At 47.8% G+C, this 21,920-nt stretch carries 16 protein-coding genes; all 16 read left to right on the forward strand.

The window, feature by feature from the left end; translation table 11 throughout:
* Positions 1-38: 38 nt before the first annotated feature.
* Positions 39-1,085: a TRAP transporter substrate-binding protein gene (locus L0M14_RS06800; RefSeq protein ID WP_235121429.1), complete on the forward strand. Its 1,047-nt coding sequence runs from the start codon at positions 39-41 to the stop codon at positions 1,083-1,085.
* Between the two features lie 116 nt (positions 1,086-1,201).
* On the forward strand, positions 1,202-3,043 hold the full coding sequence (locus tag L0M14_RS06805) for a cache domain-containing sensor histidine kinase (protein WP_235121430.1): 1,842 nt from the start codon (positions 1,202-1,204) through the stop codon (positions 3,041-3,043).
* Positions 3,044-3,114: 71 nt separating this feature from the next.
* Positions 3,115-3,858: a response regulator transcription factor gene (locus L0M14_RS06810; RefSeq protein WP_235121431.1), complete on the forward strand. Its 744-nt coding sequence runs from the start codon at positions 3,115-3,117 to the stop codon at positions 3,856-3,858.
* Positions 3,859-4,270: 412 nt separating this feature from the next.
* Entirely contained in the window at positions 4,271-5,080 is an 810-nt protein-coding gene (locus L0M14_RS06815) for an alpha-amylase family glycosyl hydrolase (RefSeq protein WP_235121432.1), read from the forward strand.
* On the forward strand, positions 5,014-6,672 hold the full coding sequence (locus L0M14_RS06820; RefSeq protein ID WP_235121433.1) for a carbohydrate-binding protein: 1,659 nt from the start codon (positions 5,014-5,016) through the stop codon (positions 6,670-6,672). Before L0M14_RS06815 ends, L0M14_RS06820 begins: the two co-directional genes overlap by 67 nt.
* Positions 6,673-6,820: 148 nt before the next feature.
* On the forward strand, positions 6,821-8,494 hold the full coding sequence (locus L0M14_RS06825; RefSeq protein ID WP_235121434.1) for an extracellular solute-binding protein: 1,674 nt from the start codon (positions 6,821-6,823) through the stop codon (positions 8,492-8,494).
* Between the two features lie 340 nt (positions 8,495-8,834).
* Entirely contained in the window at positions 8,835-9,758 is a 924-nt protein-coding gene (locus tag L0M14_RS06830; RefSeq protein WP_235121435.1) for an ABC transporter permease subunit, read from the forward strand.
* A 67-nt stretch (positions 9,759-9,825) separates the two neighbouring features.
* Positions 9,826-10,722: a carbohydrate ABC transporter permease gene (locus L0M14_RS06835; protein WP_235121436.1), complete on the forward strand. Its 897-nt coding sequence runs from the start codon at positions 9,826-9,828 to the stop codon at positions 10,720-10,722.
* Positions 10,723-10,815: 93 nt separating this feature from the next.
* Entirely contained in the window at positions 10,816-12,591 is a 1,776-nt protein-coding gene (locus L0M14_RS06840) for a type 2 periplasmic-binding domain-containing protein (protein WP_235121437.1), read from the forward strand.
* Positions 12,592-12,724: 133 nt separating this feature from the next.
* A complete protein-coding gene (locus L0M14_RS06845) occupies positions 12,725-14,494 on the forward strand; it encodes a sensor histidine kinase (RefSeq protein ID WP_235121438.1) in 1,770 nt (589 codons plus the stop codon).
* On the forward strand, positions 14,469-15,857 hold the full coding sequence (locus tag L0M14_RS06850; RefSeq protein ID WP_235121439.1) for a response regulator transcription factor: 1,389 nt from the start codon (positions 14,469-14,471) through the stop codon (positions 15,855-15,857). Before L0M14_RS06845 ends, L0M14_RS06850 begins: the two co-directional genes overlap by 26 nt.
* Positions 15,858-15,939: 82 nt before the next feature.
* Positions 15,940-16,938, forward strand: a complete 999-nt coding sequence (locus L0M14_RS06855; protein ID WP_235121440.1) for a DUF3231 family protein — start codon at positions 15,940-15,942, stop codon at positions 16,936-16,938.
* Positions 16,939-17,062: 124 nt separating this feature from the next.
* Complete coding sequence (locus L0M14_RS06860; protein ID WP_235121441.1) at positions 17,063-17,494, forward strand: DUF2935 domain-containing protein; 432 nt, start codon at positions 17,063-17,065, stop codon at positions 17,492-17,494.
* A 467-nt stretch (positions 17,495-17,961) separates the two neighbouring features.
* Complete coding sequence (locus tag L0M14_RS06865) at positions 17,962-19,728, forward strand: sensor histidine kinase (RefSeq protein ID WP_235121442.1); 1,767 nt, start codon at positions 17,962-17,964, stop codon at positions 19,726-19,728.
* The gene (locus L0M14_RS06870) at positions 19,725-21,074 is read left to right on the forward strand and encodes an ABC transporter substrate-binding protein (RefSeq protein WP_235121443.1); all 1,350 of its coding nucleotides are present in this window, start codon (positions 19,725-19,727) and stop codon (positions 21,072-21,074) included. The genes L0M14_RS06865 and L0M14_RS06870 overlap by 4 nt, the downstream gene beginning before the upstream one ends.
* The gene (locus tag L0M14_RS06875; protein ID WP_235121444.1) at positions 21,071-21,898 is read left to right on the forward strand and encodes a response regulator transcription factor; all 828 of its coding nucleotides are present in this window, start codon (positions 21,071-21,073) and stop codon (positions 21,896-21,898) included. The genes L0M14_RS06870 and L0M14_RS06875 overlap by 4 nt, the downstream gene beginning before the upstream one ends.
* Positions 21,899-21,920: the final 22 nt, after the last annotated feature.

Here is a 21,920-nt window from a genome sequence, read left to right on the forward strand (position 1 = left end):
AAAAGTACAATAAACTTCAATTTAGGGGGAATTTGAACATGAAAAAACTATTAACGAAGAGAACTGCGACAGTTGTATTGGGTATGACGGTTTCCATGAGCATGCTGTTGTCTGGCTGCGGCGCAAAAAATGATGGAGGTACTGCTTCAGGCGATAAGGCAGCCCCAGCTGCTGCGGGCAAGAAATATACATTCCGTTTGGCTGATACTCATCCGGACAACTATCCGACTGTACTTGGTGATAAGAAATTTGCCGAGATCGTCAATCAGAAATCAAATGGCCGTATCAAGATTGATGTATTCCCGAACTCCCAGCTGGGTGAAGAAAAGGCGGTTATCGAACAGGTTCAGCTCGGTGCCATCGAATTTACCCGCGTAAGTACAGGACCTCTTGCCGAATTTAATAAATCTTATGGTGTGTTCAGTCTGCCGTACATTTTTGATAATGAAGAGCATGAATGGAAATTCTTAGAGGGAGATAAGGGTAAGGAACTGCTCGACAGCCTCGAAGCCTCCAAGTTAAAAGGTCTTGCTTACTATGATTCAGGAGCCCGCAGCTTCTATGCTAAGAAGCCTCTCAATAGCGTTGACGACTTGAAAGGTTTAAAGGTACGTGTTATTCAGAACAAAATCAATATTGAGCTGATGGAAGCGCTTGGTGCTAATGCAAGCCCGATGGCATATGGCGAAGTATTTAGTGCATTGCAAACAGGGGTTATCGATGCCGCTGAAAATAACTTCCCAAGCTACTACACCTCCAACCACTATCAGGTGGCCAAAAATATTATCCTGGATGCGCACCAACGTGTTCCGGAAGTGCTCATGATCAGTAAAAATCAGTGGGATAAACTCAGCGATGACGATAAGAAAATTATCAAAGATGCTGCACAGGAATCTGTGAAGACTGAGCGTGAGGAATGGACGAAATTTGAGAAAGAATCTGAAGCAAAAGTCAAAGAAGGCGGCGCTACTGTCGTAGAGGTGAAGGATTCTAAGCCTTGGCAGGATAAAGTAAAACCGGTCATTGATAAATATCGTGAAGAATACAAGGATATCTTTACTGCTATTGACGCAGCTAGAAAATAAGTCAGGAAGAATAGGCTATGTGGCGTTGTCGGCACATAGCCTTATTTTTTGCTAAGTCCCTTCTCATGTATAATGGAATAAGGAAGTCATAGCAGCAGAGTAGGTGTGGATGAAGCATGAGAAGTCGTTTGCAGCAGGCGTTCAAGAGGACTATAAGCTTGATTTTATTACGGGATCGGATGCTGTTTACGAAGCTGATTATCCTGTGTGCAGTCCTGGTAATTGTGCCCATGTCCGTTATAGGACTTATCTCGTACCAGCGTTCCGCCGAAGTTCTAGAGAATGAGAACAGGCAGCTCAGCTGGCAAATAATTGAGCAGGTTAACACGCATGTAGAATATTACGTCAATGATTTTGAGATCAGCATCTTGAAGATACTAAACAACCCGAGTATGAACAGCTACTTGAAAATGAAGACGAAGGAAGAAATTGAGAATAGCCATATCCGCGAAGCGGTCAAGCAAGAGCTGAATAATGCGGCATATTCCAGGTCCGATATTTCGAATATTACCGTTGTTTTGGATCATATAGAGAGTATTGATGCGATTGATACGAACTTTAAGCATCCTCTTAATCAAGTAACCGATGAATATTGGTATTCTTCTATTACGGATGCTAGCGAGCCGAAGATTTTTACCCGAACGCTTCAATGGGATAACCACAAAGAGCAGGTTATATCCATAGCCAGACGGCTGGTAAGCCCGCTGACCTTGGAGCCGATCGGAATGATTGTGATGGATGTTAATTTTAGACGTTTTCAAGAGATTGCAGAAAAGGTTACGATCGGACGAACCGGCTATATGTATATCATAGACTCGGATGGCCATTATGTGTATCATCCGAACCTGTTGGAGCTGGGGAAGACAGCGACTTTCGACAAAATGACGGATATTCTCTCAGGGGAAAGCGGATCGTATATTACGAAGGAGGCTTCTTCCGGGCAAAAGGTGCTGCTTACATACAGTCATTCCTCTTTTCTAGATTGGACTGTCATCACCTCGGTTCCCTATGCAGAATTAATTCAAGGGACTGAGTATATTAAGCGTACGATTTTATGGACGGTTCTGATTACGATGGCCGCAGCATCCATATTTGGGTTCGGATTTGCAGGCAGTATCGTGAAACCGGTCAAACGGTTATATTCTTATATGAGAAAAGTGGAATCAGGTGATTTCTCCACACATATTCAAGTCCAGGCAACCGATGAAATCGGCATGCTGATGCACGGCTTTAACAAGATGGTTCTCCGACTACAAGAACTAATGAATGAAATCTATTTTTCAAAGCTGAGGGAAACTGAGCTCGCCCTAAGTCAGCGGGAAATTGAAATGAAGGCGCTCCAGTCCCAGATGAATCCGCATTTTTTGTTTAATACGCTGGAGACGATCCGCGGGATGGCGCTTGAGCACGATATGGACGATATTTCCTCGATTTCCTCATCTATGGCACGATTGCTGCGCTACAATTTACGAAGTGAGACGTCCAAGGTGAAGCTGGAGGAAGAGCTGCATTATGCTGAAATTTATATGAGAATTCAGAAATTCAGATTCGAAAACAAATTGGAATATGAATTGGACATACCGGATTGGGCGAAGCGACAGCTAATCCCTAAATTTTCCCTTCAGCCCATTGTAGAGAATAGTATTATTCACGGCATCGAGCCAGCTCAAGGAGTAATTCGAATAACGATCAGCGCGATCCGGGAAGCGGACACCTTCATCATCCGAATTAAGGATACAGGTATGGGAATGACGGAACAAACGCTTCAAAAAATACGTAAAAATTTGATCCAAAATGATGCCATATCCAGCGGTGTCAGTATCGGGATTGTCAACGTGCATCGAAGAACCGCCTTGCTGTTTGGAGAGGCTTACGGAATTTCAATTGAGAGTCGATATGAACATGGAGTAACTGTGGATATCAGATTGCCGCTAAGTGATTCGTCTATCCTGAAATAACTGCTTGAATTTTCATCATCTAATGGTGCTGCGTTTAGCAGTATAGGTGTCTACGATCTAGGAGGTTGACTATGTATACAATGCTGCTGATTGAGGATGAGAGATGGGTGCGTACTGCTATTAAGCGCACCGTCGAGCGGACCGGGCTGCCCTTCACGATAACCGGGGAGCTGGAGAATGGGTTAGCAGCACTTGATTGGTTAAAGAACAACCCGGTCGATCTGATTCTGGCAGATATACGGATGCCGGTTATGGATGGATTGACCTTCATCCAGCAGCTGCGGTTGGATAACAGGGATCAGTCGATCATTATCATTAGCGGGCATGATGATTTCTCTTATGTCCAGCAATGCCTGCGAGCCGGCGTATTTGACTATTTATTAAAGCCCGTGGAAATCGACGAAATGAAAGCATGCTTGGAAAAATGGGTCAAATATCAGATAAGCCGGCAAAAAAGCGATTCAGAGGTCTTCCATAAGGACCCGGCTGAAATGTCTGCTGTGGAAAAGGTAATCGAGCTGATTAAATCCCAGCTTCCAGGAGATATTACATTAACCGAAGCGGCTGCAGCTGTGCATCTAAATCCAAGCTATTTGAGTCAGCTTTTCAAACAAAGAATGAATCAGACATTCGTTGAATATGTGCTGCAATTGCGTATGAACGAAGCAGAAAGGCTGCTGACCCATACCTCCCTGCGTATCTCGGAGATTGCCGAACGTCTGGGTTATACGGATGTTGCTTATTTCAGCAGCACCTTCAAAAGACTAAAGGGTGTATCACCTTCGGAATTCCGTAAAGCTTGTCTGACAGATTAGCTTCTTGCAAGCTTGCGCGTATGGAAATAGAATCGAGATAGAAAAGGCTGTCATTTGCTACTTATAGCAGGTGGACGGCCTTTTTTTAGTTAAATGTATAAGTCGTATACGTTTACTTCGCATCAACATTGCCGAACGCGATCGTCTAATTAAGACGAGGAAATCGTTTGTCTTGAAATTAGTGCAAACGTTTGATTTCATTAAAATTATGATTTTTATGAATAAATCATCCATATCCACTGTATTTTAGGAGGGGTGGACGAATGGAAGTGATTTATATAAGGAAAAATGCTAAATCACATGTCGAAATTAGTAGTTTTTTCTAAAACATCTATTGCAATCGTTTGCACCATCTTTCATAATGAAGTTAAGCGCTTACAATGCTTGTACCCAAAATCGAGGGAGGCAGATTATGAGTTCAAAGGTTTTCAAAGGGTTCGTGTCCGTCAGTTTATTAGGTTCGATGCTTATGGCACCAGCGATTTCACCGGCAGATGCTTTGCCGAAGGTCCTATCCGCCCAGAAGGCGGAAGCTGCGACGACCTTACCTGCGAATACGAAAGACGGCGTCATTCTTCATGCTTTCGATTGGTCGTTTAATCAAATACGGTCTAATTTATCTCAAATTGCAGCAGCTGGATATAAAGCTGTGCAGGTATCTCCGGTTCAAGGAACCAAGAACTCGAGCACAGATCCATCCCAGTGGTGGCTTTTGTACCAGCCAACGAATCAGTCGGTGGGCAATGCGCAGCTTGGAAGCTTATCTGACTTTACAGCCTTATGTACAGAAGCCGACTCGTACGGAATTAAGATTATTGTGGATGTTGTCATGAACCATATGGCGAACAACGGCAATCCGGACCAATTGGATGCAGCAGTTGACGCAAGCTTTAAAGACTCTAGCTTCTATCACAATCAGGGTCAAGCTTCGAATTGGAATAACCGTTATGAAATTACACAAAAGGGAATCGGCATGCCGGATCTGAATACACAGAACGCTGCGGTACAAAATAAAGCGCTTACATTTCTGAACCAGCTGGCAGATGCAGGAGCGGGGGCTTCCGCTTCGATGCTGCCAAGCACATTGAAACGAATATTGGTGCAGATGCCAATCAATCCTGGGCGGGGAGTTACTGGACCAATGTACTGGGGAATGTGCATAACCGGTCCAACTTGTTCGTCTACGGCGAGATTCTGCAGGATGGCACGGTCGACAATATAAGTTCCTATGCATCGTTTATGAATGTCACAGCCAGCAATTTCGGGGGATCTGTGAGAAATGCCCTGTCTTCCGGCAATTTGAGCGGGACCAGCGGTATGGGAGGAGTGGATCCGGCTAAAGCGGTCGATTTTGTGGAGACCCATGACACGTATGAAGACGGAAGCAGCAAGAATTTGTCCGATTGGCAGAGAAAAGCAGGCTGGGCCATCGTGGCTTCCAGAGCGGGTTCGACTCCATTGTTCTTTAATCGACCAACGGGCAGTATCGGTTCTGCGGGGGATGGTCAGTGGCATGATACGGATATCGTTGCGATCAATGCGTTCCACAATGCGATGGCCGGACAGAATGAATATTTACGCTGGACCAACAACAATTCAACGATGCTGATCGACCGTGGAACCATAGGGACGGTCATCGTGAATTACGGAAACAGCACGTACTTGAGCACATCGACCAATTTGGCCAGCGGCACTTATACCAATCATGGCAGCGCTTCAGCTACACTAACTGTTTCAAACGGCACCATCAAAGGCAATATTCCTGCGAACTCTGTCATTGTACTTTACGGTAATGGATCAGACACAGGATCAGGTACAGGCACGGGCAGTACTTCGGCTGTCTTCACAAGCAGTCCGGTAACGGCAGTGGCAGGTCAGACCGTGACGATTACCTACAATGCCGGCGGCCGCGCCTTGCAAGGCTCGTCCACTATGACCATGCATTGGGGGTATGACAGCTGGAAAGGCTTGGCCGATACTGCGATGACCTCGCAGGGCAACAACATTTGGCAAGTGACGGTAACAGTTCCGAGTGCTGCTTCGAGCGCTTTAAACATGGTATTCACCAATGGTTCTTCATGGGATAACAACAATTCAGCAAATTGGAGTGTCCCGGTTACAGCTTCCGGCTCAGGTACAGGTACAGGAACAGGAACAGGAACAGGAACAGGAACAGGAACAGGAACCGATACAGGCAGTACGACCGGCGGAGGAACAACCGGTACCACAGCCTATGCTCCACATGCAGGCTACAAAGTGGATTATGACAGCAGTGCGTTAGTGCAAGGTAAGAGCTTCACCATCTATTACAAAGGTGCACTTGCGGGCTCCAACCAAGTCACTCTGCATTGGGGTTCGAACGGATGGACCGGAACAGCAGATGCAGGAATGACCAAGAGAACGGATGGCTTCTGGGAGGCGACGGTCACGATTCCTTCTACTGCATCCATATTGAATCTTGTATTTACTGACGGTTCGAGCTGGGATAATAACGGCAGCAAGGATTGGAATTTGACCGTGTGGCCAACAGCCAATCCCGCTCAAGCAAGTCCGGCTCCCACAGCAGGACAACAAACGACGGTTATTTATAATGGAAGTTTCGCAGCAAACGCATCATCCATGACTCTCCATTGGGGGACGAATGGATGGGCATCGACAGCTGATGTTGTGATGACCAAACAGGCAAGTGGAGCTTGGTCGGCGGTCATTACGCTTCCTTCCGGCGCCAATATACTAAACATGGCATTCAAGAATCAGGCTGGTACATGGGACAGCAACAATTCTAAAAACTACAACTACTCAGTTTCTCAATAGGTTAAGTTAAGCAGTCAACCGTTTCCACAATAGGGGAGGCGGTTGTTTGCTTATTCCACAAATCCAGATGCTGATCCGCAAGGGAGTGTGATATAGTGAGAAAAGAACTGGAAATTGGATGAGTTTGCTAAAGAAAGGAAACGGTGGTATGCGAAATGGACGTCGATTCTTGAAACTGGCGTCGGTCCTCTTATGTTTGCTCTGTGCTAGCTGCTATAATGAGAGCGCTTCCGGTATAGGCTCATCTTCAAAGGGGGAGGGCTCCCCCGATCATGAAGCCTCAGCTGCCTATAAGGATACCGTCACCCTGCATATCGGGTTTCAAATACCGGATTCCAAGCTCCCACCCGGCGATTCCAATGACAATAATCCGGTTTCGCGCTATTTGGAGGGCAGGACGAATATTCATGTGGTCAACACTTGGGAGGCGAAGGGAGAAGACGCATTCAAGCAGAAAGTGGACCTCGCAATTGCAAGCAACGATTTGCCCGATGCTGTGGTCGTTGACCGCAATCAGCTTAAGAAGCTGGTGAGCAGCGGCATGATCCTGGATTTGACGCAGACGTACGCCGCCTATGCATCGGAATTGGTGCGTTCGATCTACGATTCAACGAAGGGCTCTGCTCTGCAGGATGCCAGCTTTGACGGCAAGCTGTACGGTCTCCCCAATGTTGCGCTGGATGCGGATTCCTCTACTCTGCTGTGGGTGAGGCAGGACTGGCTCGAGAAGCTAAAGCTCCCTGCTCCTAGAACGATGGAGGATGTTGAGCGGATCGCTCAAGCTTTTATTTCCCAGGATCCGGGAGGCAGGGGTAACAACGCTACAGTAGGACTTACCGGCTTTAAAGGAATCGTCTATGGGCAAAAGCCGCTCTTCAACGGGTTCGATGTGATTTTTAACGCTTATAACGCCTATCCGAAGAATTGGATTCGGGATAGCAGCGGCAGGATCGTCTACGGGTCCATTACCCCCGAGAACAAGCAAGCGTTGTCCAAGCTGGCGGACTGGTACAAGCGTGGATGGATTGACCCCAATTTCGCTTTATATAATGAAAGCGAACAGCCGATTATTGAGAATAAGACCGGACTGTTTTTCGGTCCTTGGTGGATGCCGTATTATCCGCTCAATTTTGCGGTTGAGAACGATACGAAGGCGGAATGGAGAGCCTATCCCGTGCCGCTGAACAGTGAAGGGGTATACGTGACACACATAGCTCCTACGACAGACAGATACTTGGTGGTGCGGAAAGGGTATGACCATCCGGAAGCGGTGATGAAGCTCGTGAACGAGTTCACTAGTCTTGAACGAAACCGGACTCCCGACACTCCTGATGTGAACAAGCTCAGTGAATATGTAGCCAAATCAGGCAGTCAGCTAAGAAATTTTTATCCCTTCGATCTGCTGCTCGATTATTCCAATGCCGTTGAAAAAAGATATTTCAATGTCGCAAGTGCGTTGAAAGGGGACATCGATTCTTCCAAGCTGGACCCGGATGCCCGGAATATCTACAAACAAACGGTGGAAGAGATGGACAATCCTAAGAAGAACATGGAGAACTGGAAGGCTGCCGCTGCCAATCAGTACGGGGCGAGCGTTCTTGCCACAGCCCGCATTCAGAAGGTGTACAGCGTCTTTTACGGTTCAACACCGACGATGGAGACGAAATGGCAGGAGCTGCAGAAGCTGGAGAACGAAGCGTTTCTCAAGATTATTATCGGTGATCAGCCCGTCAGCTCCTTCGATGATTTCGTCGTAAAGTGGAAAGAGCTTGGGGGCGAGCAAATTACAGAGGAAGTCAGGGAAGCTGTATCCCATCACTGACTTCATATAGCTAGATAACCGGATCCTTCCCTTTAGGGTTCCATATCCTATTGAATCACCAGTCTAACGCCAGCTCTGGCTTACCGGAGCTGGTGTTTTTCTGTTAATAAGAATACTTTTGCTTCGCATCAACTGTGAACAAACGCGCTAGTCTTTTGAGGACCGAGAAGTCCTTTATCCTTATATGGGGGAAAATGGTTCGGCAGCGTGTGAAAATGGTTTGATCATAGGCGACAGAAGTCTCACGCTTGCGGCTCGAATTCCCTACTTGTTCCCGCTTATTAAGGGATAAGATAAGCATATAGCCCACGCTAACCCAAGTCATATTGGAGGAGAAGCCATGCAATCAACAGTTGGAATTGAAAGCGGAAACATATCGCTTGGAAAGCGAAAAAGGCTTGCAGTCAAGGGGAGATTCACATTGTTCCTGATGGCGCTTCCCTTTCTTGTGCTGGTGCTGTTATTTTCTTATTTCCCTCTGTACGGATGGATCTATGCCTTTTACGATTACCGTCCCGGCATCCCGCTGGCACAATCGAATTTCATGGGGCTGTACTGGTTCAAGGGGATGATAGCCAGTGAGGTACAGCGTCAGGAGGTGCTGCGCGTCTTGCGCAATACGGCTGCCATGAGCGGACTCAGTATCGCGACCTCCGTCCTGCCGGTCATATTTGCCATTTTCCTATCGGAGATCGGGAAGGGCTGGTTCAAGAAAACCGTGCAAATCTTTACCACACTGCCCAATTTTATCAGCTGGGTCCTTGTGTATTCATTCGCCTTCATGCTGTTTTCGGTGGACAACGGATTCGTGAATCACTTGCTGATGTCGCTGGGCTTCATTGATCGCTCCCTACATTTGCTGGCAACGGATGATCACACCTGGCTGGCGATGACGCTTTGGAACATTTGGAAAACGCTCGGCTGGAGCGCGATCATGTACATAGCGGCCATATCGGGGATCGATCAAGAACTGTACGAGGCAGCCAAAGTGGACGGCGCTGGGCGCTTCAAGCAAATGTGGCACGTCACAGTGCCAGGGCTAATGCCGACGTACTTTGTACTTTTGCTACTGACGATCGCCAACTTCATCAACAACGGCTTTGAACAGTATTATGTGTTTCAGAATGCGATCAATAGTAACCATATCGAGGTTCTGGACTTGTATGTCTACAATATCGGCGTTCAAAATTCTAATTTTTTCGTTTGCAACCGCCATCAGTATGTTGAAATCCTTAATAAGTGTCGTCCTGCTCTTTGTCGCTAACCAGCTATCGAAAATCGTTCGCGGGGAAAGCATTATCTAACTGTATGGCCTGAAAGGAGAAAGACTCATGCGGACCGGTTTTAAGATCAGTTTCAGTTGGTTTTCCGTTATGAACACGACGGTATTTGCCATCTTTACACTTGCCTGTATCTTTCCTTTTTACTATCTATTTATTAACACGATCAGCAATAACGATTTGAGCGACAAGGGGCTCATTATGTTTGTTCCGCAGGGCATCCACTTTACGAACTACGAGCAGGTACTGAAGATTCCGGGGCTGTTAACCTCGATTGCGGTGTCCGTCTCTCGTACGGTGCTGGGTACCCTGGTCACGGTCGCTGCTTCAGCCTTCCTCGGCTATCTGTTCACCAAAAACGCTATGTGGGGACGAAAGTTCTGGTATCGCTTTCTTGTCGTCACGATGTATTTTAACGCTGGTCTTATTCCTTGGTATCTCGTTATGCTGCATCTGGGCATGACGAACAATTTTCTTGCTTACATTTTGCCGCAGGCCGTATCGCCGTTCTTTATCATTCTAGTAAAGACCTTTGTCGAATCCACTCCGGCTGCACTTCAGGAGTCCGCCGAGATGGATGGTGCAGGCTATCTGGTTATTTTCTACCGGATTGTCGTGCCGCTGGTTAAGCCGATTCTCGCCACAATCACGATATTCTCAGCCGTTACACAGTGGAATATGTTTACGGACACACTGTTCCTTATCACGGACAGTAAGCTGTTTACGCTGCAATTTATTTTGTACAGGTATATGAACGAGGCTACGTCGCTGGCTGCGCTGATGAAGAGCATGCAGGGCTCCAGCGGTATGAATATCGCCAATATGGTGAACCCGACGACCATACGGACCACGGTATCCATGTTCGTTGTGGCGCCAATCGTATTGGTATATCCATTTTTTCAACGGTATTTTGTGAAAGGCATTCTAATCGGCAGTGTCAAGGGGTGAGTGTTGAAGGGAATAGTCCCTGCTTCATGAGGGGCATGTGATCTGAGAGAGAATATAACCGGATTTTAAATATAATAATGGGGTGAATCCACGATGGGAAAAGGAAAACAAAGATCGATAGCCGCAGGAACCATTGCACTGTTCCTGGTTTTAACCGCTTGCAGCTCGAGTGGGGGAGAGCAGTCCACAGCTGCGCCGTCGAATACCGGCAGTGAAGCCTCGTCAGCCTCGCCGGGAGCCCAGCCGGAAGTGACGATCAAGGTGTTCTCGATGCTGGCGAATTACGCTGGTGATCAGCCGGGCTGGTTTGCGAAGCTGATGAAGGATAAATTCAATGCCAAGCTGAACATCATCGCCTCCAATCTAGCGGGTAATCAGCAAAAGATCGCTACGATGATGGCCAGTGGTGATCTAGGCGATTTGGTCGTCTTCGGCTCCAACGGACAAGACTATCAGGATGCGATCAAGGCCGGCTTGCTGCTGGATTGGAACAAGGACGGCTTGCTTCAGAAGTATGGGCAAAACATTATGAAGTACGCAGGGCAAGCCGTTGATGCCAATAAACAGCAATTCGGCGGCGGGGAGCACGTGTATGGAGTCGGTCATGACGTAGGTGTTGGGACGGGCCCTTCCGAGGGAGCGGATATGACATTCGGACCCGACCTGCGATGGGATTTGTATCAAAAGCTGGGAAGTCCGAAAATCGAAAAGTTCGAGGATTACTTGCCGCTGCTCAAGAAGATGCAGGAGATGGAGCCAAAGAGCGACAGCGGCAAGCCGGTATACGGATTCTCCCTATGGTCAGATTGGGATAACGACTTCTTGACGCTGGCAAAGGTAACGGCACAGCTCTACGGCTACCAGGAAGGCGACGGCTTTAATCCGGGCGATTTGATTCTCGTGTCCGCCGACAAGGCGAATGATTACCAGGGCATGCTGGACGAGAACAGTTACTATATGCAGGGCTTGAAATTTTATTTTGACGCCAACCAGATGGGGCTTCTGGATCCGGATTCCTTGACGCAGAAATTCTCGGACGTTCAGAACAAGATGAAAGACGGTCAAGTGTTGTTCTCGCTGTTTCCTTGGGTTGACAATGTGTATAACACTCCGGACCATACGTCGAAAAACAAAGGGTTCAAGCTGGTGCCTTTTGAAAATGAGAAAATATTCTCCTACGGGCTCAGCCCTTATGGCGGAGTCAGGGTTTGGGCAATCGGCTCGAAAGCCAAGGACCCGGCGCGCGTGATGCAGATTCTCGACTGGTTGTATTCGCCGGAGGGCGTAGAGGAGGCTAACTTCGGACCCAAGGGGCTTACGTGGGACATCAAGGACGGCAAGCCTTACGTAACGGACTTTGGCTGGAAAGCGCTGCCCGCGAATGCCGAGTCCGTTGCGGATCAGTACGGCGGCGGAAATTTCAAAGACGGCATGAATCAAATCAACAATTCTACGCTGAAAATCTCATCGATCAATCCGGAAACCGGAGAGCCCTACGACTATCAAATCTGGAATTCGACGCTGAATTACAATGCCGATCCGGTCACCAAAAGCTGGCGTGAAGCCATGGGCGTTTTGACGCCAAAGGAATACTTTGTGAAGACGAATAAAATAGCTGTCAACACGCCGCCTTTTACAGGCAAAGCGCCGGCTACGGAGCCTTCTGACATCAAGCAAAAACGCAGCGAAGTGGGCAAAGCGATCAAGACGTACTCCTGGAAGATGGTATTCGCTAAAAATGAGAGTGAATACAACAGCCTGAAACAGGAGCTGCTGAAGAAAGCCAAGGGGCTCGGTTACGATGAAGTTGTAAAATGGGAGTTGGATCAAACAACGAATACCGTGTGGAAGGCGATGGGCTCGAAGTAAGCATCTGCTGACGTAAGGTATGTTCGGAAGTCCCGTATTCGTGTTGTCACGGCTGCGGGACTTTCTTCTTTGTCACGTTGGTTCAAGATGGTATAATTTGTAGAAAACCATACGTTGCGAGGGAGCTAGAACCATGCTGCAGATCCATCTACCTGATCGAGTCCCTGATCGAGTTCGGTCACTGAGGCGAACGTTGGTCGTATACCTGATGATTGCGTGTTTGCTTCCGCTTGCTCTGGTTGGAGTTCTCACTTACTATTCCACCTATTCCATTCTGACAGGTAAGATTGAGAGCGGAGTCCGCGCCAATTTAAGTATCGAAGCGGCCAGTTTGGAAAACGCTATCAATAACCTGGACTTTGCATCCAAGCAATTTGCGCTCGACGGTCAGATCGTGGCAGAGGTTACCGACTATATGCAGGAACGCGATGTGTACAAGAAGACTCAGCTGATGAGCTCCATTAACGCCAAGATTAATTTGGTTAATTTTACGAACCCAAACCTGGGGCTGACCGCGTACATTTCACCTGAAGCTTCCGATCCGATTCTATTCACCAACCTCAATTTGAAAGGGAACCTGAATTTATCCGGTCTCCCCGAATTCATTCACTATAACGGAGCCAATTACTACGGACCTCATCGTACCTTGTACAACTACAGCGAAAATATCGTCTTTTCCGAGCAGCGAGAAATCCGTACGAGCGATAACAAAAAGCTGATCGTTTATCTGGAAACGAACTATAACCTATTTAGAAAAATCTTAAACTCGAATTTGTACGGGATGAAGGTCTCTCATCTTCTTGTTAATCAGGACGGGGAAATCACATTCATAGAGGATGCGGATGTTCCGGCCCAGGTGATACAGGAAGAGCGCCGACAGGTAGACACCGCTTATTTTGAATATGACGGCTACAAGCTGTTTCGCTATACGAGCCCGCAGGGGTGGCAGCTCTTGACCGTCGTTTCGAAGGCGACATTCGACAGTGAGATTTATACCTGGCTGCGCAACATGATTATTTTAACCGTTACGACACTTGGATTTGCCATGCTGCTCGCTTATTTCATTTGGAAAAGAGTGTACCATCCTCTTCGTCATGTCAATCAGGAGATTGTGCGAATGGCCAAGAACCGGTCTGCTCCCGTCTCACTCACCAACGTGCTTGAATTCGATACTGTGCTCAGAAATTTTCAGAAGATGAAGACTACGGTCAACGAACTGATCGATACCGTCTCTTTGAATGAGAAGCGGAAGAGCGAGCTGGAAATTGAGAAACTGCTGAATCAGATCAATCCGCATTTTCTGCACAACACATTAAATTCAGTTCAATGGCTGGCAAGAATGAACGGTCAGAAGGAGATTGACCAGTTAGTCACTCTATTGGTGAAAGTGCTGCACTACAATTTGGGAAAACAGAGCTTGATTGTCACCATCAAGGACGAGATTGACGCCTTAAAGAATTATATGGAGCTTCAAAAAATACGCTATGACTACGAATTCGATTTTCATATCTCGGTGGATGAAGATATTCTATCCGTAGCCGTTCCACGCTTTTTGCTACAGCCTCTGGTTGAGAACGCGATCTATCACGGCATGAATGAAAGCAACGGCAGAGTTGATGTCAGTATCGAATTGAACGGCGAGGGTGCCGTGCTGCTGAAAGTGGAAGATAACGGGTCAGGTATGGACGCCGAGGCTCTTCAGCGGATGCTGTCGGACGACGGAGCGAAGATGAGGGGACTTGGCATCGGTCTCTCTTACGTAAAACGTATGCTGGATCATTATTACCGTGAGCACATGACATTTCATATAGATAGTGAGATCGATAGAGGTACCACCATTACGATTATCATTCCAAAGAAGATCAAGGGGGATATGGATGATCAAAGCCATCGTCGTGGATGATGAACGCCTGGTGCGGAAGGGTTTTATTTCGCTTGTGGATTGGTCTTCCTACGGCATCGTGATCGTAGGCGAGGCGGCAGACGGGAAATCGGCGCTCTCTTTGCTTAGGGAGACAGAAGTAGACCTGCTTTTTGCAGACATTACGATGCCCGGTCTTTCTGGATTTGAGCTGATTAAGCAGGTCCGGCAATCATTTCCCCACATTCATTCGGTTGTTTTGACCTGTCATCATGAATTTGATTTTATTCAAGAGGCGATTCGGCTGGGAGCTATCGATTATATTGTCAAAACGCTGCTGGAAGTCGAGTGTATCGATAAGGTAATGACGCGTATTGTCGAGCGGATCGAGTGGGAAGAGGGGAATAAAAAAGCTTATCATGCGATGAAGTTGGAGAAGCGGTTCCCTACCGACAAATCGCTCGTATTCTTGCCGCTTACGGAGCATTCCTCTGCCAATGACCTACAGCGTCTGCCGCTGGTGCAAAAGCATGCCCTCATTGAAATCAATGGCGTCTGGGTGATGCCGCTCCTCCATGCGAACCGGGAAGAGGATTGGAAGTTGGGGCTGCAGGGGCTGGGGGAAGCGGGTTGGCTGGCTATTGTTTTGACGGATGTCCAAGACCGCTTCCTTGAAGAAACCGCGCACATCGTGCAAGAGCGTGCTTCTCATCTCATCTTTTATGGTCAAAACGATAGCGGATGGATCCAAATTGACTTTCATGAAATAGAGCAATGGAAGTCGATAGAGTCCAGCAAGGACCTGGAGGTGATGTTCCGGGATCTCAAGTGGTTACTATACACAGCGGAATGGGAGCTGCTTGTACGGAAGGTGGAGGAATTAAATCCCAGTCCTGCTTTGATCGAGAAGCTGACTAGGGAGCTGTGTGAGCTGTGGAGAGGCGTGCTTGTAAGTCAAGGGATTGCAGAATCGTTACAATCTGCGATTAACATGAATACAACCTGGACGCATTGGAAGGTCTGGTTGAACCGTTTCGCCGATGGAGCCAAGGGAAGAATGCTCGACTTGGGTTTATCCAAAGAAGTCATGTATTGCTTGATTCGGGCGTTCATCTATATGAGACTGCATGCCGGTGAGAAAATCAATCAAAAGGACGTCGCTGTGCAGATTAATATGAGCCGCAGCTACTTTAGCCAATGCTTTGCCAAGCTTGCAGGAGCGAACTTCGGAGACGTGCTGCGGGGCATGCGGATTGAACGCGCCAAAGCCCTCCTGCTGGAAAGCGACTGGCCGATTTATGAGGTGGCCTCCAGGGCAGGCTTTGAGGACGAGAAATATTTTAGCAGGCTGTTTCGTGAATTTGTCGGACGTTCCCCGTCGGAATTTCGGGCAAGTCATGCCTGATTTTGGTAAGTCCATTGCAATTGATGAGTAAAATTGGAGGCATTGGCAATACTACCATCAAAACTGTAATGAGAGGTATGTCATGGAACAGCATCATATCCGCTTAACCGCTTCCGAAATTGGAGGCTTATGGACGAATTATGTGACGGACAGTATGTTTATTTGCATTTTTCAATATTTTCTCCAGCATGTTGAGGACAGGGAAATCCAACAGATATTGGAGCATGCGCTGGATTTGGCGGAACAGCATATTCAGGTGATTACCAAAATCTTTCATGAAGAAGGGCATGCCATACCGCTGGGTTTTACAGAGGGAGATGTCCATGTATCGGCTCCGAGACTATTCTCGGATGAATTTTTCTTGTTTTTTACGAAGCAAATGGCCAAAGGCGCTCTAGTCACGTACGGCGGGATTTTGGCGCTGACGTTCCGTAAGGATATACGGGAGCACTTTATGTCCTGTCTGTCGTCCACAATGGAGCTTTTTAATGAAGCGACGGATCTGTTGATGTCTAAGGGATTAGAAGTGAAATCTCCTTATATTCCCTATATTGAGCAGGTAGATATGGTGGAAAAGCAGCATTTTCTCGCCGGTTGGTTCGGTGACCAAAGGCCCTTAACGGCCATGGAAATTACAAATCTTTACACCAATATTCAGACCAATCACTTAGGTCGTACCCTCGTAACAGCTTTTGGTCAGGTGGCCCAGCATGAGGATGTCCGATCCTACATGAGACGCGGTAAAGAGCTTGCATCCAAGCACCTTGAGGTTCTTGGGAAATTTTTAGCTGAGTCTGATCTGCCTATTCCTATGACCTGGGATGCAAGTGTTCTGCCGGAAAGCAAAGCCCCTTTTAGCGACAAAATCATGATGTTCATGATCTCGCTGATGTCCGCTTCGGGGATCGGTAACTATGGATTTGCTATCTCAGCCAGCCCAAGAAGGGATATCGCTAGCACCTACTCTCGACTTTTTGCGGAAACCGCCTTGTTTGCCGAGGATGGAGCCAATATTGAAATCAAACATGCTTGGATGGAAAAGCCGCCACAGGCTGCAAACCGGGCGGCCTTGATGAAGTGAATGTAAGTCCTTCCATGACGGAAGGGCTTATTTTTGTCGGATACAGGGTCCACACAGGTATATATTCAATCAGGAGCAAATAGACTATGACTGGTATCCAAGGGGGAAATGAGGAGGGATTCAAGTGCAGTTTTACTATGGGGATAAAATGCCTTTACGTATTTTGGATGAAGGTGAATTCTGGAAAATGCAGGAGGCAGAGCATACGGATGTCATCCGCGCATTAGTTCCTAATCTGGAGCAGCCGTTTGTTGATGCGCTCAAGGAATGGGAGCAGGCATTGGCACGGACTCATGCTATGTTTGTTCGATATATCGAGGTTGTCGGCAGAATGGACCAGGTCAGTCCCGAGATTTATAAGCAGATCATGGATTTGGTGGTGTTTTCCCTTCAACAAAGTGAACAATTCGTTCAGCTGCTGAACCAGCTCGGCACCAGCAGTGACGCGTTAAAAAGTAACCCTACGGCGATTACCGTGCTGAACCATATACGGAGAGAATCGGAATACTTTATCGGTATCGCGCAAGCGCTGCTCAGTAGTTCTCATACCGCATGAAACTGAAGCTCAGAAGTCAATCAGCTTCTTCAAGATTAACTCAAAGAGCTGCCTCGGCAGCTCTTTGTTATGTTAATATTGTTGAATCAACAATCCCGTCTAAGATTTCTGGTTGATAGACCAGCCGCTGTCTTTTCATGAAAGCAGGATCAAAAAAATTAACTGAGTGATCGGTTGACCCCGCGGGAAATGGAAGTCGGCCTTTTGGGTATGCAAGGAAAGAACAATAAACAGATCGGAGAGGCTGAAATATTAACGGAAGGCACGTCAAATAATATGTTTCCCGGATGCTGATAAGCTGGAGCTTACCAACCGGACGGAGCTGGTGTTCTAGTTCCAATCCAATCAAGTATAAACAAGAACTTCCCCGGAGGGGAAAGTCATGATATAGTGATACTAAATGTATCATCATTTATTCCTTTCTGTAAGCGCATACAGGAAGCGGAGAGGATGCGGTCTGCCGTCCCATGTTGAAGAAAACGATCTCTATTCGTTCATTGCTGTTGTCCGTGTTTTTGCTGCTCATGATTTTCCCCTTAATCGTTGCCGTCATTACTTACAAGAAGGAGAACGAAGTTGCCCAGAAGCAGGTCAGCCAGTACATGCTTCAGACCGTCGAACAGACACAAAGAGCACTGGATGCTAATCTGGCGGAGATCGATCGCTTGACATGGCCGCTTTTGTACCAGCAATCGCTCGATTTTCTTGATTATCCGCTTACAACACCTTACCAATTGTTTCAGGCCAACCAGAAGTTCAGGGAGATGGTCTATTTCTATTTGTTTCGAGGCAGGCTCGATCATATTCGTGATATATATTTGATTACAGCGGATCACCAAATGCTTTCGACGAATACGGCGCTATACTCGTTTCAGCAAGTTGAGCAAGATCATTATCGATACATTGTGGATCAGGTAGAGGACAGCCCGTTGAAAATGAGCTGGTTTAGCGACAAATGGGCGATTTACCGCTCGCAGGAAGGATTTCAGACTCCTCTTCATCCTTCGGTTATGGCAGTGCGACGGCTGAACGACAGCAATACCTCCGAGCTGAGAGGCTATTTGTTTGTACAGCTGAACGACCGGTTCATTAGCGATAACGTCGGCGGAGTACGAATTGGCTCTACAGGCTCTTTCATGCTTTCCGACGCGTCTGGGGAAGTCATTTATGAGCAGGACTCCCAACTTTTTCAAAACCCGGCCCTGTCGCAAGCAATCCGCAAGCTGCCGAAGCAGGGGCAAGGCATTCAGGTTGTCGATGCCAGATGGCTTCTCACCTATCATACTTCTCCGACGAGCGGATGGCAGATGACGGCCGCTGTTCCTCTCGAGGAGCTGCTTGTGCCGAATCAGCGGATCCTGCAATATTTGCTGATTATCGCCGGACTCGGAACGCTGATTTTTATCATCGTATCCGTATTACTGGCTACAGCTATCTCCAAGCCGGTCATTCATTTGGCCAGATTGATGTCTACGACTTCCATCGATAATTTGCATATGAGGGAGCCGGTCGGTTCGATCCGGGAGATTAGCATTTTGCAGCGAAATTTCAATCGGTTAAGAGACCGCATTCAACAATTGCTGCTCGATAACGAGCTCCAGCAGAAGGAGAAGCGGGACGCGCTTATGCAAGCGATGCAGATGCAGATTCAGCCGCACTTTTTGTACAACACGTTAGACACGATTTATTGGATGTCGAAGGAATATGAAGCGGCATCGATCAGTAAGCTGGTAACGGCGCTTGGCAGGTTCTTCAGGTTTACGCTGCATTCCGGCCAAGAATGGACAAGCATGAAGATGGAGCTGGATCATGTGGAGAATTATTTGCAGATCCAATCGTTCCGATATAAGGACAAGCTTGAATACGATATTCAGATGGACCCCTCGCTGAAGCATGTGTTTGTCATGCCGTTGATTTTGCAGCCGCTGGTAGAGAATGCGCTCGAGCACGGTATTGCGAAAATGTCAAAAGGAGGCAGAGTATCCATTACGGTTTGGAGAGAAGGCGACAAGGTTATTTTGTCCGTGTTTAATAGCGGAAGCGGCATTGATACCGAAAGAGCCAGAAAACTGCTGCAAAGCACGGACTCTGGTGAGCATGTCGGGATGAGAAATGTCGATCAGCGGATCAAGATGGCATTCGGCCCTCAGTATGGAATCCGGTTTGCTCCTTCGCAGGAAGACGGAGCGTTAGTGCTAGTCGATATTCCTTATCGCACGGAGGGAAGCCGATGAAATCCTTGAAACTGAACATGTTGATGATGGTATCGTTTTCACTGCTGTTCCTATGGGCTCTTACGGGTTACGTGCTATTGAACCAAGATATGATGGATGCTTCTAGCTCTCCTAAGCCTGCGGATACGGTTAAGGTTCTTGTCCGGACGGGGACGGAGTCTGCTGCGCTGCGTCAGATTGCTCTGCCTTTTGAGAAGGAGACAGGTGTGAAGGTGGAATTCATTGAAGTTGCCAGAGACAGCTATTTTACTGCAGTCGGCACACAGCTCTTTGCAGGCTCGAACACGTTTGACGTCGTTTTGATGCCGAGTACGTCGATTGCCCAATTTGCTTCTGCCAAAGCCATAATACCGCTGGACTCTTATTTGGAAGCAAGCGGCGACACCACCAAAGGCGGTTTGGATATCGACGATTTTTTCTCCGTCTACCGATATAACGGAAGCATTTACGCGCTGCCCACCGATATCAGCACCCATTTTCTATATTACCGTAAAGATTTAATCCCAACTCCCCCGGAGACCTGGGATGAGCTGTATGAGATGGCATCCCATTATTCTTCCCACGTGCAAAAGGATTCGCCTACACGCTGGGGGCTGGCGATGCCCGCGGTTGTCCCGGAGGAACGCGAGAAAATTTTTGATTCTATTCTCTGGTCGTTCGGCGGGGACATTATGGGGGATGACGGGCAGGTCCAGTTCGATTCCAAGGAGTCCATACGAAGCGGAGAGTACCTGGAGTCCTTGGTTCGCGATCAGCTTGTTCCAAGCGATCTGATGTCTTGGGATTTTTCTAGGACCCGTGATGGACTATTAAACGGAGATATTGCAATGGCGGCGCCTTATTGGAATTCGGCGTATCCGGCTATCAAGATGAGCCATTCATCTATCAAAAATAACATCGCCATTGCCCTGATTCCCGGCATTCGGGATCAAAGCGGCACGGTTCACAGAATGCCGTTTCAACACGGGTGGACGCTTGCGATTAATGCAAGCTCGACGAATCCTGCGGGCGCTTGGAGGTTTTTGGAGTTTGCCACAGGCAAGGAGGGCGGGATGATTTATGCCCGTAATGGCGGCATTCCGGCGAGACGATCGATATTAAGCAGTCCTGCTTTCCGAGATCGGGAAGACTTTGCGCTAATTCTGGAGAGCATGAAGATGGCCAAGAGCGAGCCTTCGCTCATCTACTATCCTGCGATGGTGAGCGTGGAGGAGGATGCGCTGGCCAAAATTATGACCTTGTTTGCGAGTCCGGCGGATGCCTTTCAGGAAGCGGCTGTGCAGCTTCGCAATCTGTCAGCGCATATATCGATACAAAGTGTGAAAAGATCGGAGGAGAGTCCATGAGTGCACGAACCTATAGGGCTATTATTATTGATGACGAGGCTTGGATTCGGGATGGTCTTAGTAAGCATATTGGCTGGGAGCGGCTTGGCATCGAGTTGGTCCAAATTTTTGAAGATGGGCAGGACGCCTTGTCGTTTCTCTTAGAGAATCCGGTGCATATTGTGCTGTCCGACATCCGCATGCCGAATATGACTGGCTTGGAGCTGGTCGCAACCGTGCGTGAGGAGGCCAAGCAGCGCAAGCATTTGTCCGATATGAAGGTCATTTTTCTAAGCGGATTCGGCGATTTCAAATATGCGCAGGAGGCGCTGCGCTTGGGGGCTGTCGATTATCTGCTGAAGCCTACGGATGTCGAAGAAATCGAGGAAGCGCTGGCCAAGGCGGCGGCTTTGGTGGGGAACACCAACGACATAACCAATAATCGCACCAGTACCAGTATGAGCAGCACCAACACCAACGGTACGAGCAGCTTAGAGATCGCCGATCTCATAGAAGAACCAGCTTCATATCTGATCAAAAAAGCGCTTGGCATGATGGCGGCCACATTCACGGAGGATATCCATCTCTCCGAAATTGCCGATGAGCTGTGTGTAACGCCCAATTATCTAAGCCGTCTGTTCCGGCAGGAAACCGGCAAATCCTTCAGCGATTTGCTATCCGATCTGCGGATGGAAAAAGCAACGGAGCTGCTCCGTACGAGCACACTCAAAATTTACCAGATCGGCGACGCGGTTGGCTATCCGAATGCGCGTTATTTCAGCGAATGGTTCCAGAAACAGACAGGCATGTCTCCGGGGGATTACCGTAAGCAGCATGTCTTGTAAGACAATCCGCACGAAAGAAGGA

Origin of the sequence: Paenibacillus hexagrammi (assembly GCF_021513275.1) — a bacterium.
Lineage (GTDB): Bacteria > Bacillota > Bacilli > Paenibacillales > NBRC-103111 > Paenibacillus_E > Paenibacillus_E hexagrammi.

What these genes read in the sequence shown, in the direction of transcription:
- L0M14_RS06850 (WP_235121439.1), top strand. Translation starts at nt 14,469, where the DNA reads ATGATCAAAGCCATCGTCGTGGATGATGAACGCCTGGTGCGGAAGGGT.
- L0M14_RS06875 (WP_235121444.1), top strand. Translation starts at nt 21,071, where the DNA reads ATGAGTGCACGAACCTATAGGGCTATTATTATTGATGACGAGGCTTGG.
- L0M14_RS06835 (WP_235121436.1), top strand. Translation starts at nt 9,826, where the DNA reads ATGCGGACCGGTTTTAAGATCAGTTTCAGTTGGTTTTCCGTTATGAAC.
- L0M14_RS06825 (WP_235121434.1), top strand. Translation starts at nt 6,821, where the DNA reads ATGCGAAATGGACGTCGATTCTTGAAACTGGCGTCGGTCCTCTTATGT.
- L0M14_RS06855 (WP_235121440.1), top strand. Translation starts at nt 15,940, where the DNA reads ATGGAACAGCATCATATCCGCTTAACCGCTTCCGAAATTGGAGGCTTA.
- L0M14_RS06845 (WP_235121438.1), top strand. Translation starts at nt 12,725, where the DNA reads ATGCTGCAGATCCATCTACCTGATCGAGTCCCTGATCGAGTTCGGTCA.
- L0M14_RS06810 (WP_235121431.1), top strand. Translation starts at nt 3,115, where the DNA reads ATGTATACAATGCTGCTGATTGAGGATGAGAGATGGGTGCGTACTGCT.
- L0M14_RS06805 (WP_235121430.1), top strand. Translation starts at nt 1,202, where the DNA reads ATGAGAAGTCGTTTGCAGCAGGCGTTCAAGAGGACTATAAGCTTGATT.
- L0M14_RS06870 (WP_235121443.1), top strand. Translation starts at nt 19,725, where the DNA reads ATGAAATCCTTGAAACTGAACATGTTGATGATGGTATCGTTTTCACTG.
- L0M14_RS06840 (WP_235121437.1), top strand. Translation starts at nt 10,816, where the DNA reads ATGGGAAAAGGAAAACAAAGATCGATAGCCGCAGGAACCATTGCACTG.
- L0M14_RS06815 (WP_235121432.1), top strand. Translation starts at nt 4,271, where the DNA reads ATGAGTTCAAAGGTTTTCAAAGGGTTCGTGTCCGTCAGTTTATTAGGT.
- L0M14_RS06800 (WP_235121429.1), top strand. Translation starts at nt 39, where the DNA reads ATGAAAAAACTATTAACGAAGAGAACTGCGACAGTTGTATTGGGTATG.
- L0M14_RS06830 (WP_235121435.1), top strand. Translation starts at nt 8,835, where the DNA reads ATGCAATCAACAGTTGGAATTGAAAGCGGAAACATATCGCTTGGAAAG.
- L0M14_RS06865 (WP_235121442.1), top strand. Translation starts at nt 17,962, where the DNA reads ATGTTGAAGAAAACGATCTCTATTCGTTCATTGCTGTTGTCCGTGTTT.